Source organism: Kitasatospora sp. P5_F3 (assembly GCF_054049135.1).
This window is the reverse complement of record NZ_JBFUMY010000030.1, coordinates 79,529-93,855: the sequence shown is the minus strand read 5'-3', so window position 1 is coordinate 93,855 and position 14,327 is coordinate 79,529. Positions and strand designations below refer to the sequence as shown.

Here is a 14,327-nt window from a genome sequence, read left to right as displayed (position 1 = left end):
TAACGATCTGACAAAGCGCCCGCCCAGGATGCCCCGCCTTGATGCTCCTTGGTCGAATCGTCCGTCAGATCATGTCGCTGTCCAGACATTTGGAGAACCTAGGGTGCGAGGTGAAGACCCCGTGACCAAAGGACAGCAGTGCCACTCATACGCCTGGCGCGCCCGTTCGGCATCGCCACCGCCCTCATCCTCGCCCTGGCCGGAACCGCCCTCCCGGCTTCGGCAGCCTCGGACCTCAGCCTGATGCTGGAGGGTCCGGCGGCGATGTCGATCGACCCGACGGCCAAGCCGGATCCGCACTCGGGCGGGAACCTCTCCCTCTACATCGGCCGCGTGGGCAAGGAGGCGGCCAAGGACGTCGTGGTCAGCTACGACACCCGCGACCTGACCGGCGTCGCCGAGCTCACCCTGAGCGGCCAGTGCACCCTCTCCGGCACCGTGTACACCTGCAAGCAGTGGACGCCGCTGGAGTACGACCGCATCAACCTCACGGAGAATGCGACGCTGACCGGGGCCAAGGACGCCAAGATCGGCGCCAAGGGCGTCCTTCACATCAAGGCGACCAGCTCCAACGCCAAGGAGGCGGTCCAGGACGTCGAGGTCTTCGTCGGCGGCCCGAAGCTGGAGCTGAAGGAGATTCCGGCCCAGCAGCACGTCAAGGTCGGCAGCACCGTCAGCACCCCGCTCGAGATCACCAACAAGGGCTCGCTGCCCGCCAACCGGGTCATCGTCGCGATGTACGCCACCGACGGGCTGGAGTTCAAGCAGCGGTTCGGCAACTGCGAGTACGGAGTCGACAAGGGGAACCCCTGGGGCGACTCGGCCGGGATGATCTGCACCATCAACACCGCGGTCGCGCCCGGTGAGACCGTGAAGCTGGACCCGATCCAGTTCGGCGTCTCCTCCACCGCCCTCTACACCTACGCGAACTTCCAGATGCTCGCCAACCTGGAGACCAGCACGCGCTGGATGCGGGAGACCTACGGCTTGAAGCCCGGCTCCGGCCCCCGGCTCACCTTTGTCGGCAAGCCCGAGGCGCCGGTCGCCACCGTGGGCGGTCCGAACATCGACGAGAACTACGGCGGTCGCATCCACAACGTCGCCGAGCTGGAGGTCCACGCGGACAACAGCGCGGACTTCGCGGCCATCGCCCAGTGGGCCCCGACGGCCGCCGGCCGGACCGGCAAGCTCACCGTCGGACTGCTGAACAGCGGCCCCGGCAGCGTCTTCGACCGCAGTGGCGGCGAGTCCATGCCCAGTGTCCAGCTCGTGCTGCCCAAGGGTGTCAAGGCCACCACGGTCCCGGAGAAGTGCCACCCGGGCGGCTACGTCAACGGCGAGTACGTCAAGGACCAGGGCTACTACAGGTGCTACGACACCTCCTGGGCCCTCAACGGCGTCCAGTACACCTTCGACTTCACCCTGGAGCTCACCGCCGAGGCCGTGAACTCCACCGTCCCGTTCTCCCTGCAGAACAGCCAGAGCTCCTACGAGCCGGGCCACCCGTCCGCGGTGATGTACTGGGACAAGAACCCCGCCAACGACCTCGGCTCGATCCAGCTGGGTGAGCAGGCGAGCGGCAACCTGCCGACCGCCACGCCCACCAAGTCCGCCACCACGGCCCCGACCAAGGCGCCCACCAAGGCCCCGCCGGCCGTCCAGCCGACCGGCACCCGGTCCGCGTCCGCCGTCCCGGTCGGGCAGAAGTCCTCCGCCGCGCCGAGCACCTCCACCGGACCGCTCGCCTCCACCGGCGGTGGCTCGAACGCCGGCCCGCCCCGGAGAGGTTCTGACGACCTCTCCGGGGCCGCCGCCGTGTCGCGGCGATATCCCGTGGCGGTCACCCCCGTTGCGGTCGATACCCTGGTGGGGTGAGCGATCAGAACAGCATCCCCGCGACCGACGACCTTCCCGAGCAGATGCGCGTCCGGCGCGAGAAGCTGGACCGGCTCCGGGCGGCCGGCGTCGACCCGTACCCGGTCGGCTTCCCGCGCACCACCACCATCGCCGACCTGCGCGCCAAGCACCCCGACCTGGAGCCGGACGTCACCACCGGCGAGCGGGCCGGTGTGACCGGGCGCGTGGTGCTGGCCAGGACCGGCGGCAAGCTCTGCTTCGCCACCCTGCGGGACGGCTCGGGCGACCTCCAGGTGATGTTCTCCCTGGACAAGCTGGGCCCGGAGCGGCTGGCGGCCTGGAAGGCCGACATCGACCTCGGCGACCAGGTGGGTGTCGAGGGCGAGGTGATCACCTCCAAGCGCGGTGAGCTGTCCGTGCTGGTGGACCGCTGGGAGCTGACCGCCAAGTGCCTGCGGCCGCTGCCGGACAAGCACAAGGGCCTGACCGACCCGGAGGCCCGGGTCCGCCAGCGCTACGTGGACCTGATCGTGAACCCGGAGGCCCGGGAGATCCTCTACCTGCGCAGCAAGGTGGTCCGCTCGATCCGCCGCACCTACGAGGAGCGCGGCTACATCGAGGTGGAGACCCCGATGCTGCAGCCGGTGCACGGCGGCGCCAACGCCCGGCCGTTCACCACCCACATCAACGCGTACGACATCGACCTCTTCCTGCGGATCGCCCCGGAGCTGTACCTCAAGCGCCTGGTGGTCGGCGGCGCCGAGAAGGTCTTCGAGATCAACCGCAACTTCCGCAACGAGGGCGCGGACTCGACCCACAACCCCGAGTTCACCTCGCTGGAGTCGTACGAGGCGTACGGCGACTACGACACCCAGGCCGAGCTGATCCGGGCCACCATCGTGAACGCGGCCCGGGACGCGCTCGGCACCACCGTGGTGCGCGGCATCGGCCCGGACGGCGCGGAGCACGAGATCGACCTGGCCGAGCCGTGGGCCGAGGTCAGCGTCTACCCCGGCATCTCCGGGCACCTGGGCACCGAGGTGACCCCGGAGACCGGCGTGGCCGAGCTGCGCGAGCTGGCCGACAAGGCCGGCATCCCGTACGAGAAGGAGTGGGGCCACGGCCAGATCGTGCTGGAGATGGTCGAGCGGCTGCTCGAGCACCACGCGATCAAGCCGACCTTCATCAAGGACTACCCGACCGAGGTCTCGCCGCTGACCCGTCAGCACCGCTCGATCCCGGGTGTGGCCGAGAAGTGGGACCTGGTCATCTTCGGCACCGAGATCGGCACCGCCTACTCCGAGCTGGTCGACCCGGTCGAGCAGCGGGCCCGCCTCACCGCCCAGTCGCTGCTGGCGGCCGGCGGCGACGTCGAGGCGATGCAGGTGGACGAGGACTTCCTGCGCGCGCTCGAGTACGCGATGCCGCCGACCGGTGGTCTCGGTCTCGGGGTGGACCGCCTGATCATGCTGCTGACCGGCAAGAACATCCGCGAGACGGTGCTCTTCCCGATCGTGAAGCCGACCGTCAAGGCCACCAAGGCCGAGGCGGATTCCGACTCTGAAGAGGAGTGACCTGGTGGACTACGTCAGTGCGATCGTTCCCCCGCTGGTGATGGCGATCGGCTTCGGCTTCCTGGTGCGGGCGATCATCCGCTCGCAGGGCGGCGCCCAGCGCGCCAAGGAGGACGCCGCCGCCGATCTGCTGGCGGCCCGGAACGCCGAATAACGCAACACCGCTGACGCGCCGTCACTCCTTGGGGGTGACGGCGCGCCGGTTTGCGCCGAATCAGCAAACTTTGTCCGGATCACTCCCTATCCTGGCCGGACTATGGTGCGCCAACTCGGAGAACTCGAGAACGACATCATGACCAGGGTCTGGCAGTGGAACCGCCCGGTCACGGTTCGCGAGGTTCTGCAGGATCTGCGGTCGGAACGCGAAATCGCGTACACCACCGTCATGACGGTGCTCGACAAGCTCTTCAGAAAGGGCTGGCTCCGGCGCGAGCAGGTCGGTCGCGCCTATGTATATGAGCCGGTCTCGTCCCGCGAGGCATACACCGCGGCACTCATGAACGACGCCTGGGCCACCAGTGACAATCCGGCCGCGGCACTGGTTCACTTCTTCGGGCTGATGTCGCCCGAGCAGCGCGAGGCACTCCGGGACGCACTCCGGGTCACCGCGCCGGCACCTGCCGATAGCGAAGTCGATACCGGGGAGACCGGAAGCGCCTGAGCACGATAGCGTCCCGCCATGGAGGTCACCATCCGCCGGGCGCGGACCAGCGACGTGCGAGCAGTGCGGCGGCTCATCGACGGCTACTCACGGGACGGCATTCTGCTCGACAAGCCGACCGTGACGCTGTTCGAGTCCGTACAGGAGTTCTGGGTCGCCGAGCGCGACGACACCGGCCTGGTGGTCGCCTGCGGCGCACTGCACGTGATGTGGGAGGACCTGGCCGAGGTCCGCACCCTGGCGGTCGATCCGTCCTGCAAGGGCCTGGGGGTCGGCCATCTGCTGCTGGAGAAGCTGGTGCACACCGCCCGCTGGCTGGGTGTCCGTCGGATTTTCTGCCTGACGTTCGAGGTCTCCTTCTTCGCGAAACACGGTTTCGTCGAGATCGGCGAAACCGATGATGATACGTCAGACCCGGCGGCGATCGCTACGGATGTCTATGAGGAGCTTCTACGTTCGTACGACGAAGGAGTCGCGGAGTTCCTCGATCTGGAGCGGGTGAAGCCCAACACGCTGGGCAACTCAAGGATGCTGCTGCGGCTCTGAAGACCTGCGGAACAGCTCGGCCGACACCTTCGGACCACCCAGGGGTTTGTGTTTTCACGGAAAAGACGCTTTCCTTTCTCTAGGCAATAGGTCGTTTAGCGGAAAGGGAAGCCCGTGGCACAGAGGGTGCAGGTCATTCTTGAAGACGATCTCGACGGCGGCTCGGCGGACGAGACCGTGACGTTCGCCCTGGACGGCGTGGCCTACGAGATCGACCTGAAGAGCGCGAACGCGGACAAGCTGCGCGGGCTGCTGGCCCCGTATGTCGACAAGGGCCGCAAGCAGAGCGGCCGACTGGCCGGGGCGCGTCGGGGCACCGCTCGCGGCGCGGGCCGCCCGGCGGCGGGTGCGCCGGACACCGCGAAGATCCGCGCGTGGGCCAAGGAGAACGGCTTCGAGGTCAACGACCGCGGCCGTGTCCCGAGCAACGTGCGCGAGGCGTACGAGCTGGCGAACCCCTCCTGACCTGAGGTCAGGAGGCCGGTGCCAGCCCCATCAGGTCCCGGGCGCAGGCATCGGCCAGGCAGTCGAGCAGTCGCAGCAGATCGGGCGAGCGCAGGTCCAGTCCGGCAGCCGGACCGGCCGGGCGCAGCCAGACCGCCGGTCGGCCGTCGGGGTGTGCCGCGGGGCGTGGAGGAGCCTCCTCCGCGCCCCGCGGCCGTGGCACCCTGGCCGGCTCGGCCGCCCGGGCGGTGAGGCCGAGCCGCAACTCGGCTCCCCAGCCCAGCCAGTGCAGCAGCTCCGGCACCGCCTCCGCGGTGTCCGGTGCCAGCAGGAAGGCGACCCGGTCACCCCGGGCCACCACCGGCCCCGACGGCCGCCCGAGGCGGTCCAGCCGGGCGAGCGACGCCAGCCCGACCGGCCGGCGCACCTCGACCCGGTCGGAGTCCAGCAGTGCGGCGAGCGGGACGGGGCAGAGCCCGGTCAGGACCGACGGAACCGTCATGGGCTGTGCAACGCTGGAGGGGCGGAGCGGTCACGCGGCCACCACCTGAACGGCCGCGAGCCCGATCTGATCCACCGTCAGCCACGGTGGACTTCTCGCCAGGCGAACACCGCCACCGGGGAAACTGCGCGAAACTCGCCGGAATACCGGGTATGAATGCAGGTGGGTGGGGCCGAAGGCCCCGGCCGAGCAGATCGCGAGACCAGCTGTCCGAGTCCTCGGTGGGCGTTGTTCGCCGATGGCGTAGCGGTATCGGGTGCATCAGGCCCTGCTGTGGGAACACCGTCTCCCAGCATCAGGTTGGGAATGGTGTCGGCTGGTCGCGCAGCATGAAAGGCTCCACGAGGGTGGAGTTGATCCGTGAGCCGCGCCGCTGAGCGGGACTAGCATGCGGAAGGACAGGGCGGGGACAGTCCCCGAACTGCCCGACCGCTCTGAGGAGCGATAAACGATGTTCGAGAGGTTCACCGACCGCGCGCGGCGGGTTGTCGTCCTGGCTCAGGAAGAAGCCCGGATGCTCAACCACAACTACATCGGCACCGAGCACATCCTCCTGGGCCTGATCCACGAGGGCGAGGGTGTCGCCGCCAAGGCCCTGGAGAGCCTCGGGATCTCTCTTGAGGCCGTCCGCCAGCAGGTCGAAGAGATCATCGGTCAGGGCCAGCAGGCCCCGTCCGGCCACATTCCCTTCACACCTCGGGCGAAGAAGGTCCTGGAGCTGTCGCTCCGCGAGGCCCTTCAGCTCGGCCACAACTACATCGGCACCGAGCACATCCTGCTCGGCCTCATCCGCGAGGGCGAGGGCGTCGCCGCCCAGGTCCTGGTGAAACTGGGTGCCGACCTCAACCGGGTGCGTCAGCAGGTCATCCAGCTGCTCTCCGGTTACCAGGGCACCGGCAAGGAGTCGGCCACGGCCGGCGGCCCCGCCGAGGGCACCCCCTCCACCTCGCTGGTCCTGGACCAGTTCGGGCGCAACCTCACCCAGGCTGCCCGCGAGGCCAAGCTCGACCCGGTTATCGGGCGCGAGAAGGAGATCGAGCGGGTCATGCAGGTGCTGTCCCGCCGCACCAAGAACAACCCCGTGCTGATCGGCGAGCCCGGCGTCGGCAAGACCGCCGTGGTCGAGGGCCTGGCCCAGGCGATCGTCAAGGGCGAGGTCCCGGAGACGCTGAAGGACAAGCAGCTCTACACGCTTGACCTCGGCGCGCTGGTCGCGGGCTCCCGCTACCGCGGTGACTTCGAGGAGCGCCTGAAGAAGGTGCTCAAGGAGATCCGCACCCGCGGCGACATCATCCTGTTCATCGACGAGCTGCACACCCTGGTCGGCGCGGGCGCCGCCGAGGGTGCGATCGACGCGGCGTCGATCCTCAAGCCGATGCTGGCCCGCGGTGAGCTCCAGACCATCGGTGCCACCACGCTGGACGAGTACCGCAAGCACCTGGAGAAGGACGCGGCGCTCGAGCGCCGGTTCCAGCCGATCCAGGTCGCGGAGCCGTCGCTGCCGCACACCATCGAGATCCTCAAGGGTCTGCGGGACCGCTACGAGGCGCACCACCGGGTGTCCATCACCGATGCCGCGCTGGTCGCCGCCGCCACCCTGGCCGACCGGTACATCTCGGACCGCTTCCTGCCGGACAAGGCGATCGACCTGATCGACGAGGCCGGTTCCCGGATGCGGATCCGCCGGATGACCGCGCCGCCGGACCTGCGCGAGTTCGACGAGAAGATCGCCGACGTGCGCCGGGAGAAGGAGAGCGCGATCGATGCGCAGGACTTCGAGAAGGCCGCCTCGCTGCGCGACGACGAGAAGCAGCTCCTCACCGCGAAGGCGAAGCGGGAGAAGGAGTGGAAGGCCGGCGACATGGACGTCGTCGCCGAGGTGGACGAGGAGCTGATCGCGGAGGTCCTGGCCACCGCCACCGGCATCCCGGTCTTCAAGCTCACCGAGGAGGAGTCCTCGCGGCTGCTGCGCATGGAGGACGAGCTGCACAAGCGCGTCATCGGCCAGACGGACGCCATCAAGGCGCTCTCGAAGGCCATCCGGCGTACGCGTGCGGGCCTCAAGGACCCGAAGCGTCCCGGCGGTTCGTTCATCTTCGCCGGTCCGTCCGGTGTCGGTAAGACCGAGCTCTCCAAGACGCTGGCGCAGTTCCTGTTCGGCGACGAGGACGCGCTGATCTCCCTCGACATGTCGGAGTTCAGCGAGAAGCACACCGTCTCGCGGCTGTTCGGCTCGCCTCCCGGCTATGTCGGGTACGAGGAGGGCGGCCAGCTCACCGAGAAGGTGCGCCGCAAGCCGTTCTCGGTGGTTCTCTTCGACGAGGTCGAGAAGGCCCACCCGGACATCTTCAACTCGCTGCTGCAGATCCTGGAGGACGGTCGTCTGACCGACTCCCAGGGTCGAGTTGTCGACTTCAAGAACACCGTCATCATCATGACCACCAACCTCGGCACCCGGGACATCTCCAAGGGCTTCAACCTCGGCTTCGCGGCCACGGGTGACGCCGCCACCGGGTACGAGCGGATGAAGGCGAAGGTCAGCGAGGAGCTCAAGCAGCACTTCCGCCCCGAGTTCCTGAACCGTGTCGACGACATCGTGGTCTTCCACCAGCTGTCCGAGGACGACATCATCCAGATCGTCGACCTGATGATCGACAAGGTGGACGGCCGGCTCAAGGACCGCGACATGGGCCTGGAGCTCAGCGTCGAGGCCAAGAAGCTGCTGGCCAAGCGTGGTTACGACCCGCTGCTGGGTGCGCGTCCGCTGCGGCGCACCATCCAGCGCGAGATCGAGGACCACCTGTCCGAGAAGATCCTCTTCGGCGAGCTGCGGGCCGGCCACATCGTGGTCGTCGGGGTCGAGGGTGAGGGCAAGGAAGCCAAGTTCACCTTCCGCGGCGAGGAGAAGTCGCCGGTGGCGGACTCTCCCGCGGCGGTCGCCTCGGCCGGTCCTGATCTGACCAAGTAACAGCACCGGCCCCGAAAGGGCCCCTGCACTGGCCATAGCGCCAGGGCAGGGGCCCTTTTGCCATGCCCGCCCCGTTCATCCCCAGGTCACAATTCTTGTGATGAACCGCACGGTACTCCCCGCCGTTCGACGGATAGCCAGGACGGTTCGGATGCGATGGATGCGCCCAGCGGGCGGTTCTGCTCCGGCATTTGACAGATGATCAGGTGATAGAAGCGGCGGAGCATAGCGCCGTGGCCATGTCATGGTCAAGGTCTTTCTTTTTTGCTCACCCTTGGATCAAATGTCGTCCACCTGTCTTTCATTGGTTCACCGGCGGGGCCATGAGCTCGGCCGGTATGGGGAGGACGTCACCACGTTGAAGATATCCAAGAAGGCCGCTGCGGCGACCGCAGCCGTGGCGGTAATCGCCGCGCTCGGCGCGGGAATGCTGCCGGCTACGGCTACCGCCGCGCCGGTCACGGTCGCGAATGACCCGGCCGACGCTGTGCAGACTGCACACGTGGACCACAACCTTGCCGGTCCGCTCACCGCCAAGATGGAGGCCGAGCAGAAGGCCGCCGTCGAGCAGCTGGTGAACGGCACCGCCAAGGTCGAGACCCACGGCGGCAGCACCAGCGTCAAGCTGGGCCGCGACAAGTTCGTCGAGCTCGCCCGCGAGCGCACCGACAAGATTTTCACCGTCCTGGTCGAGTTCAGCGACCAGGTGGACAACACCACCAAGCTGCCCAACGGCAACGTCAAGTACGGTGGCCAGCCCGGCCCGCAGCGCAACATGATCGCGGAGCCGGACCGCACGAAGGACAACTCCACGGACTGGCGCGCGGATTACAACCGCGAGCACTACCAGGACATGTACTTCAGCACCACCAAGGACTCGCTCAAGACCTACTACGAGCGTCAGTCCTCCGGCCGTTACTCGGTCGACGGCCAGGTCACCGACTGGGTCAAGGTGCCGTGGAACGAGGCCCGTTACGGCTCGGACTACTGCGGTCAGCACGTCTGCAACAACGCGCAGGACCTGATCCGCGACGGCATCAACGCCTGGGTCGCCGACCAGAAGGCCAAGGGCCAGACGGACGAGCAGATCAAGGCGCAGATCGCCCAGTACGACCAGTGGGACCGGTACGACTACGACCACGACGGCAACTTCAACGAGCCCGACGGTTACATCGACCACTTCCAGATCGTGCACGCCGGTGAGGACCAGTCCGCCGGTGGCGGCGTCCAGGGCACCGACGCGCTCTGGGCCCACCGCTCCTACGCCTACGGCACCCAGCAGGGCCAGACCGGCCCGGACTACAACAAGCTGGGTGGCACCCCGGTCGGCGGCACCGGCATCTGGGCCGGTGACTACACCATGCAGGCCGAGAACGGTGGCCTCGGTGTGTTCGCGCACGAGTACGGCCACGACCTCGGTCTGCCGGACCTGTACGACACCTCGGGCAGCGGGATCGACAACTCGGTCGGCTTCTGGTCGCTGATGTCCTCGGGTTCCTGGCTCGGCACCGGCAAGAACGCCATCGGTGACAAGCCGGCCGACCTGGACGTCTGGAGCAAGCTGCAGCTCGGCTGGCTCAAGTTCGAGAAGGGTGCCGCGGGCAAGTACTCCGCGCACCTGCTCGGCCCGGCGGAGTACAACAGCAAGCGCCCGCAGGCGCTGGTTGTCGACCTGCCGAAGAAGACCGTCACCACCGTCATCAACACCCCGTTCGAGGGTGCCGGCGAGTGGTGGAGCGGCAGCGCCGACGACCTGAACGTCTCGGTGGCCCGTGATGTCGACCTGACCGGCAAGACCTCGGCCAGCCTGTCGGCCAAGGCCTGGTACGACATCGAGCAGGACTACGACTACGCCTACGCCGAGGTCTCGACCGACGGTGGCACCAAGTGGACTGCCGTCAACGGCACGTTCAACGGAACGGCCATCCCGGCCGACCCGGCCGGCAACGCCGGTCTGACCGGTGACTCGGCCGGCAAGTGGGGCGACCTGTCCTACTCGCTGGACGCCTACGCCGGCAAGGCCGTCAAGGTCCGGTTCCACTACACCACCGACGGTGGCGTGCACCTCAAGGGCCTCGCGCTCGACAACATCGTCGTCAGCGCGAACGGTGCCCCGGTCTTCACCGACACGGTGGAGAACGGCGACAACGGCTGGACCGCGGTCGGCTTCTCGCGGATCAACGGCAGCTTCTCGAAGGACTACGAGCAGCACTACCTGGTCGAGAACCGTCAGTACATCTCGTACGACGAGACCCTCAAGACCGGCCCGTACTCCTTCGGTTCGGCCGCCAAGCCCGACTGGGTCACGCACTACGCGAACCAGAACGGCCTGCTGATCTGGCTGTGGGACAAGTCGCAGAGCGACAACAACGTCACCAACCACCCGGGCCAGGGCCTGATCCTGCCGGTCGACTCGCACCCCGAGACCCTCAAGTGGGCCGACGGCACCGCGATGCGCCCGCGCATCCAGGGCTACGACTCGACCTTCGGGTTCGAGCGCACCGACGGCCTGAAGCTCCCCAAGGCCGACGTGCTGACCACCATCCCGTCCTCGCGGGGCGTCAGCTCGTTCAACGACGCGAAGAACAAGTACTGGTCCGCTGAGAACCAGTACAGCAGCGTCCAGGTCCCCAACACCAACACCGCGATCTCGGTCCTCTACGAGAGCTGGAACAAGCTCGAGACCCTGGTCCTGGTCAGCCCCGGCAAGTGAGCTCCGCTCAACTGACGTGGTAAACAGGTGACTTCGGCCCCGCTGGGATTCGTCCCGGCGGGGCCGAGGTGCGTTCATCTGACGGTGAGCCGGTCCGGCTCGAAGTGCTCGCGGCCCAGGATCTCCAGGTTCTCCTCGGCCCGGACCACCACGGACAGGTTGGTTCGGTGCCGGATTCCGCTGAGATCCAGCTGCTCGCCGTCCGGATAGATCATCAGCTCGCTCAGGCCGGGGAACAGTTCGACGTCGATCGACTGCTCCTCGCCTACGAACAGCGCCAGCCGTCGCACCTGCGGGAGTACCAGCCCGGTAGGAGCAGAAGCCAGCACCTCCGCTCCGACGACCAGACGGATGATCTCACCAAGGGCCCGCCAGGTATCCGGGGTGAACTCCCCCACGTCGTAGCAGGACAGGGAGCGGATCGAGGTGCCTGTGATCACGCTCAGGTCGTAGGCCTGAGCGTTCACTTGGAGCGATATCAGCTCTGGCCACCGGGCGATCGGCGAGAGATCAACTCCCTCCGCCTTCACAGCGATCTGGGTCAGTCGCCGATCGGCAGCCACCACCAGCTGGGCGGACGTACTGACCGGCGGTGCGTGAACTGTCAAATCGATGTGATCGAACACCGAGCTCGCGAAATCAGCAGCCTCGAAGTTCGACCACTGGGCCAGGACCGCATTGGCACTCTTCCAGCTCCCGCCAGTGGCCAGTTCGCCCAGCAAGGCGAGGGCGTCATGGCTCCCCAGCGGCCCGACGGTGTGGGCCACATCCACCGCGTCCAGGGCTACTCCTTCAGCCAGCATCGCCCGCAACACCTCGACCAGGTCTTCACCGACCAACACCCATCCCCCGAGTTCCAGCAGGCTCGGATCGCGGACCAGGTGGCCGTGCAAACGGTCCAACACAGCCGCGCGGGTCTCGGCGCCGAGTTCCTGGGCATAGGGCAGGCAAGCCCCAGCTGCCAGATGGAGCCCCAGCCTGTCCCTTCCACCGGCTCGGTCACCTGCCTCGATCAGCCTGCGCAGCAGCTCCGCCCGATCCCGCGCACCGGAGTGACCCACCGTCATCCGGAGCACGTCCTGCCAGGCTTCCTCGTTCGCCATCGCCGTGAGCAGGCCGAAGTCGCCCTGTTCCCGAAACTCCAGGGCCGCCAGGTAGTCCTGGAAGGTGCGGTGGATGAACTGGAAGGTGTCGGTGCTGGTCTCGGCCAGCAGGCCGCTGCGGTTCAGCAGGTGGGTGTACACCTGCTCGGCATCACCCTGCCGGGCCAGTGCCGGGAGGCTGGTCAGCGCGGCACCGATCTGCTTGATCGCGGTGGCACGCTCGCCCTCGACCTGGTTGTTGCGCACCAGCCAGTGGGCGATCCGCCGCAGCAGGGCCAGCTGCTCCGACTCCGAGGGTTTCAACTTCTCGGCTACGCCGACCTGTTTGGCGTCGTCTCGCTTGACCAGCAGCATCGACAGCGCATCCCGGTAGATCTCCATCCGGTGGCTCGGCAGCGCGCCGTCGGAATCCCGGTTGAGCGCGCAGACCATCGCGCACAGCAGCGGACTGTCGGTGATCTGCGCCAGGTCGTCCGACTGCTCCAAGGTGCGCAGCAGCCCGCGCTCGAGGTCGGCCAACTCCTGCTGCCAGCGGGCTCGTTCCTGCGGCGAGTGGGCGACCGAGGTGAGCTCGGCGAGGATCGCCCCGTGCCAGCGTCCGATGAAGTGACGCCGGTGCTCCTCCCCCATCGGGCTGAGTGCCAGCTCCTCGAAGTCCAGATGGGCCAGCCAGTCGGGCTCGACCGCCGAGGGGCGGACCGTCGCCAGCGTCCAGACCTTCGGGTAGCGGTCGAGCAGTCGCTCCAACCAGCCCAGGGTCTCCTGGCGCTGTGACTCCGGCACCTCGTCCAGACCGTCCACCAACAGCATCGCCCGGCCGCTGTCCAGCACCCGGTGCGCCCAACCGCTCGGCTGCTGGTCGGCGCACAACCGCCCGTCCAGTGCGAGCAGCTCGTCCGGTCGGGGGGTGAAGTTGCCCTGCCGAGCCAGCTTGCGCAGCTGCAGGACCAGCGGTACCCGGTGATTGAGCTCGGCCAGTTCCTCGCCCAGGGTGCCCGCAACCGCCCCGGTGGCCAGCCACTGGACCAGGGTGGTCTTGCCGGATCCGGCCTGCCCGCGCAGCAGGACCCGTCGCTTGCCGCGCAGCATCTCCGGCACCTGCTGCGGCCCGGGACGGACGTACCGGGCGTCGTGCTCGGGTGGTCCGGTCGGACGGCGCTTCGCGCGCTCGGACAGCTCCGTGGCCTGCAGGGTCAGGTACCCCGCGTCCAGGCCCCAGCCCCGGCGGCCCTGGCCGTGGGCCTTGCTCAGGCCGAAGATCCGGATCCGGCCGTAGTCCGCCTGGATCGACTCGGCGTACTCGCGTTCGAAGTCGGCATCGGCGATCTCCTGGGCCGAGATGCCCTCCAGCTTCGGCTGGCCGCCGAGTTGGTCGGTCAGGTTGAAGGCGAACCCGGGTGCGGCCAGCAGCGCGGCGACCGGCAGCACGTCCAGCTGCGTGCTGCCCCAGGCGGCGGGGTTGTGGTCACGGAGCACCAGCGCGAGCAGCCGGCCCCGGGACAGCACCACGGCGCCGGACATCCCGGCCCATGGGGAACCCACGGTGGCCACCGGCGGGACCTGCTGGGCGACGAACACCTGGCTCCCCTTGAGCAACCCGGCGTCCGGCAGCAGCGAGCCGAGCACCTGGGTGCTCTCCAACTGTCCCCGGTCGTCCCGTTCGGCGGCCGGGAAGCCGGTCACGTGGCAGCCGGCCACCGGCTCGCGCCGGTCCACCCGCCCCCACCGGACCGGCTCCAACTCGCCGTGGACCAGGTCGGATTCGGCGAGCAGCAGGGTCGCGTCCAGCTCCTGGTTCCGCCAGAGCACCTGGCAGCCGACCCAGCCCGCTCCGCCCGGCACGGCCGCCTCGGCCGGACAGTCCCGCACCACGTGATCCGCCGTCAGCACCAGCCGCCTGCCGAGCAGGTAGCCAGTGCCCTGTGTGAGGCCGCGGACGGCCGCCACCCGGCCCGGCAC

General features: G+C 68.1%; 10 protein-coding genes. 8 read left to right on the top strand and 2 right to left on the bottom strand.

Translation table 11 applies throughout. The features are described from left to right. The first annotated feature begins 138 nt into the window (after positions 1-138). The 6 genes from ACXJMZ_RS18980 to ACXJMZ_RS18955 all read left to right on the top strand — a co-directional run bounded on the left by ACXJMZ_RS18980 (position 139) and on the right by ACXJMZ_RS18955 (position 5,103). A complete protein-coding gene (locus tag ACXJMZ_RS18980; RefSeq protein WP_457031235.1) occupies positions 139-1,875 on the top strand; it encodes a hypothetical protein in 1,737 nt (578 codons plus the stop codon). Then, positions 1,872-3,431: a bifunctional lysylphosphatidylglycerol synthetase/lysine--tRNA ligase LysX gene (gene lysX, locus ACXJMZ_RS18975; RefSeq protein WP_457031234.1), complete on the top strand. Its 1,560-nt coding sequence runs from the start codon at positions 1,872-1,874 to the stop codon at positions 3,429-3,431. Before ACXJMZ_RS18980 ends, lysX begins: the two co-directional genes overlap by 4 nt. Before the next feature lie 4 nt (positions 3,432-3,435). Continuing rightward, positions 3,436-3,585: a hypothetical protein gene (locus ACXJMZ_RS18970; RefSeq protein WP_403040970.1), complete on the top strand. Its 150-nt coding sequence runs from the start codon at positions 3,436-3,438 to the stop codon at positions 3,583-3,585. Between the two features lie 102 nt (positions 3,586-3,687). Then, the gene (locus ACXJMZ_RS18965; RefSeq protein WP_057231720.1) at positions 3,688-4,092 is read left to right on the top strand and encodes a BlaI/MecI/CopY family transcriptional regulator; all 405 of its coding nucleotides are present in this window, start codon (positions 3,688-3,690) and stop codon (positions 4,090-4,092) included. Between the two features lie 18 nt (positions 4,093-4,110). Beyond that, positions 4,111-4,638 carry an amino-acid N-acetyltransferase gene (locus tag ACXJMZ_RS18960; RefSeq protein ID WP_403040972.1) on the top strand — a complete coding sequence of 176 codons (528 nt, stop codon included), beginning with the start codon at positions 4,111-4,113 and terminating at the stop codon, positions 4,636-4,638. 114 nt (positions 4,639-4,752) lie between these two features. Then, entirely contained in the window at positions 4,753-5,103 is a 351-nt protein-coding gene (locus ACXJMZ_RS18955) for a histone-like nucleoid-structuring protein Lsr2 (RefSeq protein WP_457031233.1), read from the top strand. A 7-nt stretch (positions 5,104-5,110) separates the two neighbouring features. On the opposite strand, the gene ACXJMZ_RS18950 is transcribed toward ACXJMZ_RS18955, so the two are convergent. Then, the gene (locus ACXJMZ_RS18950; RefSeq protein ID WP_457031232.1) at positions 5,111-5,584 is read right to left on the bottom strand and encodes a hypothetical protein; all 474 of its coding nucleotides are present in this window, start codon (positions 5,582-5,584) and stop codon (positions 5,111-5,113) included. 451 nt (positions 5,585-6,035) lie between these two features. Between ACXJMZ_RS18950 and ACXJMZ_RS18945 the strand changes: the two genes are divergently transcribed. Next, on the top strand, positions 6,036-8,552 hold the full coding sequence (locus tag ACXJMZ_RS18945; protein WP_457031231.1) for an ATP-dependent Clp protease ATP-binding subunit: 2,517 nt from the start codon (positions 6,036-6,038) through the stop codon (positions 8,550-8,552). 427 nt (positions 8,553-8,979) lie between these two features. Next, entirely contained in the window at positions 8,980-11,265 is a 2,286-nt protein-coding gene (locus ACXJMZ_RS18940; protein ID WP_457031251.1) for an immune inhibitor A domain-containing protein, read from the top strand. Between the two features lie 74 nt (positions 11,266-11,339). Here the strand turns inward: ACXJMZ_RS18940 and ACXJMZ_RS18935 are convergent, their stop codons facing one another. Next, the gene (locus ACXJMZ_RS18935; RefSeq protein WP_457031230.1) at positions 11,340-14,315 is read right to left on the bottom strand and encodes an NACHT domain-containing protein; all 2,976 of its coding nucleotides are present in this window, start codon (positions 14,313-14,315) and stop codon (positions 11,340-11,342) included. Positions 14,316-14,327 lie beyond the last annotated feature (12 nt).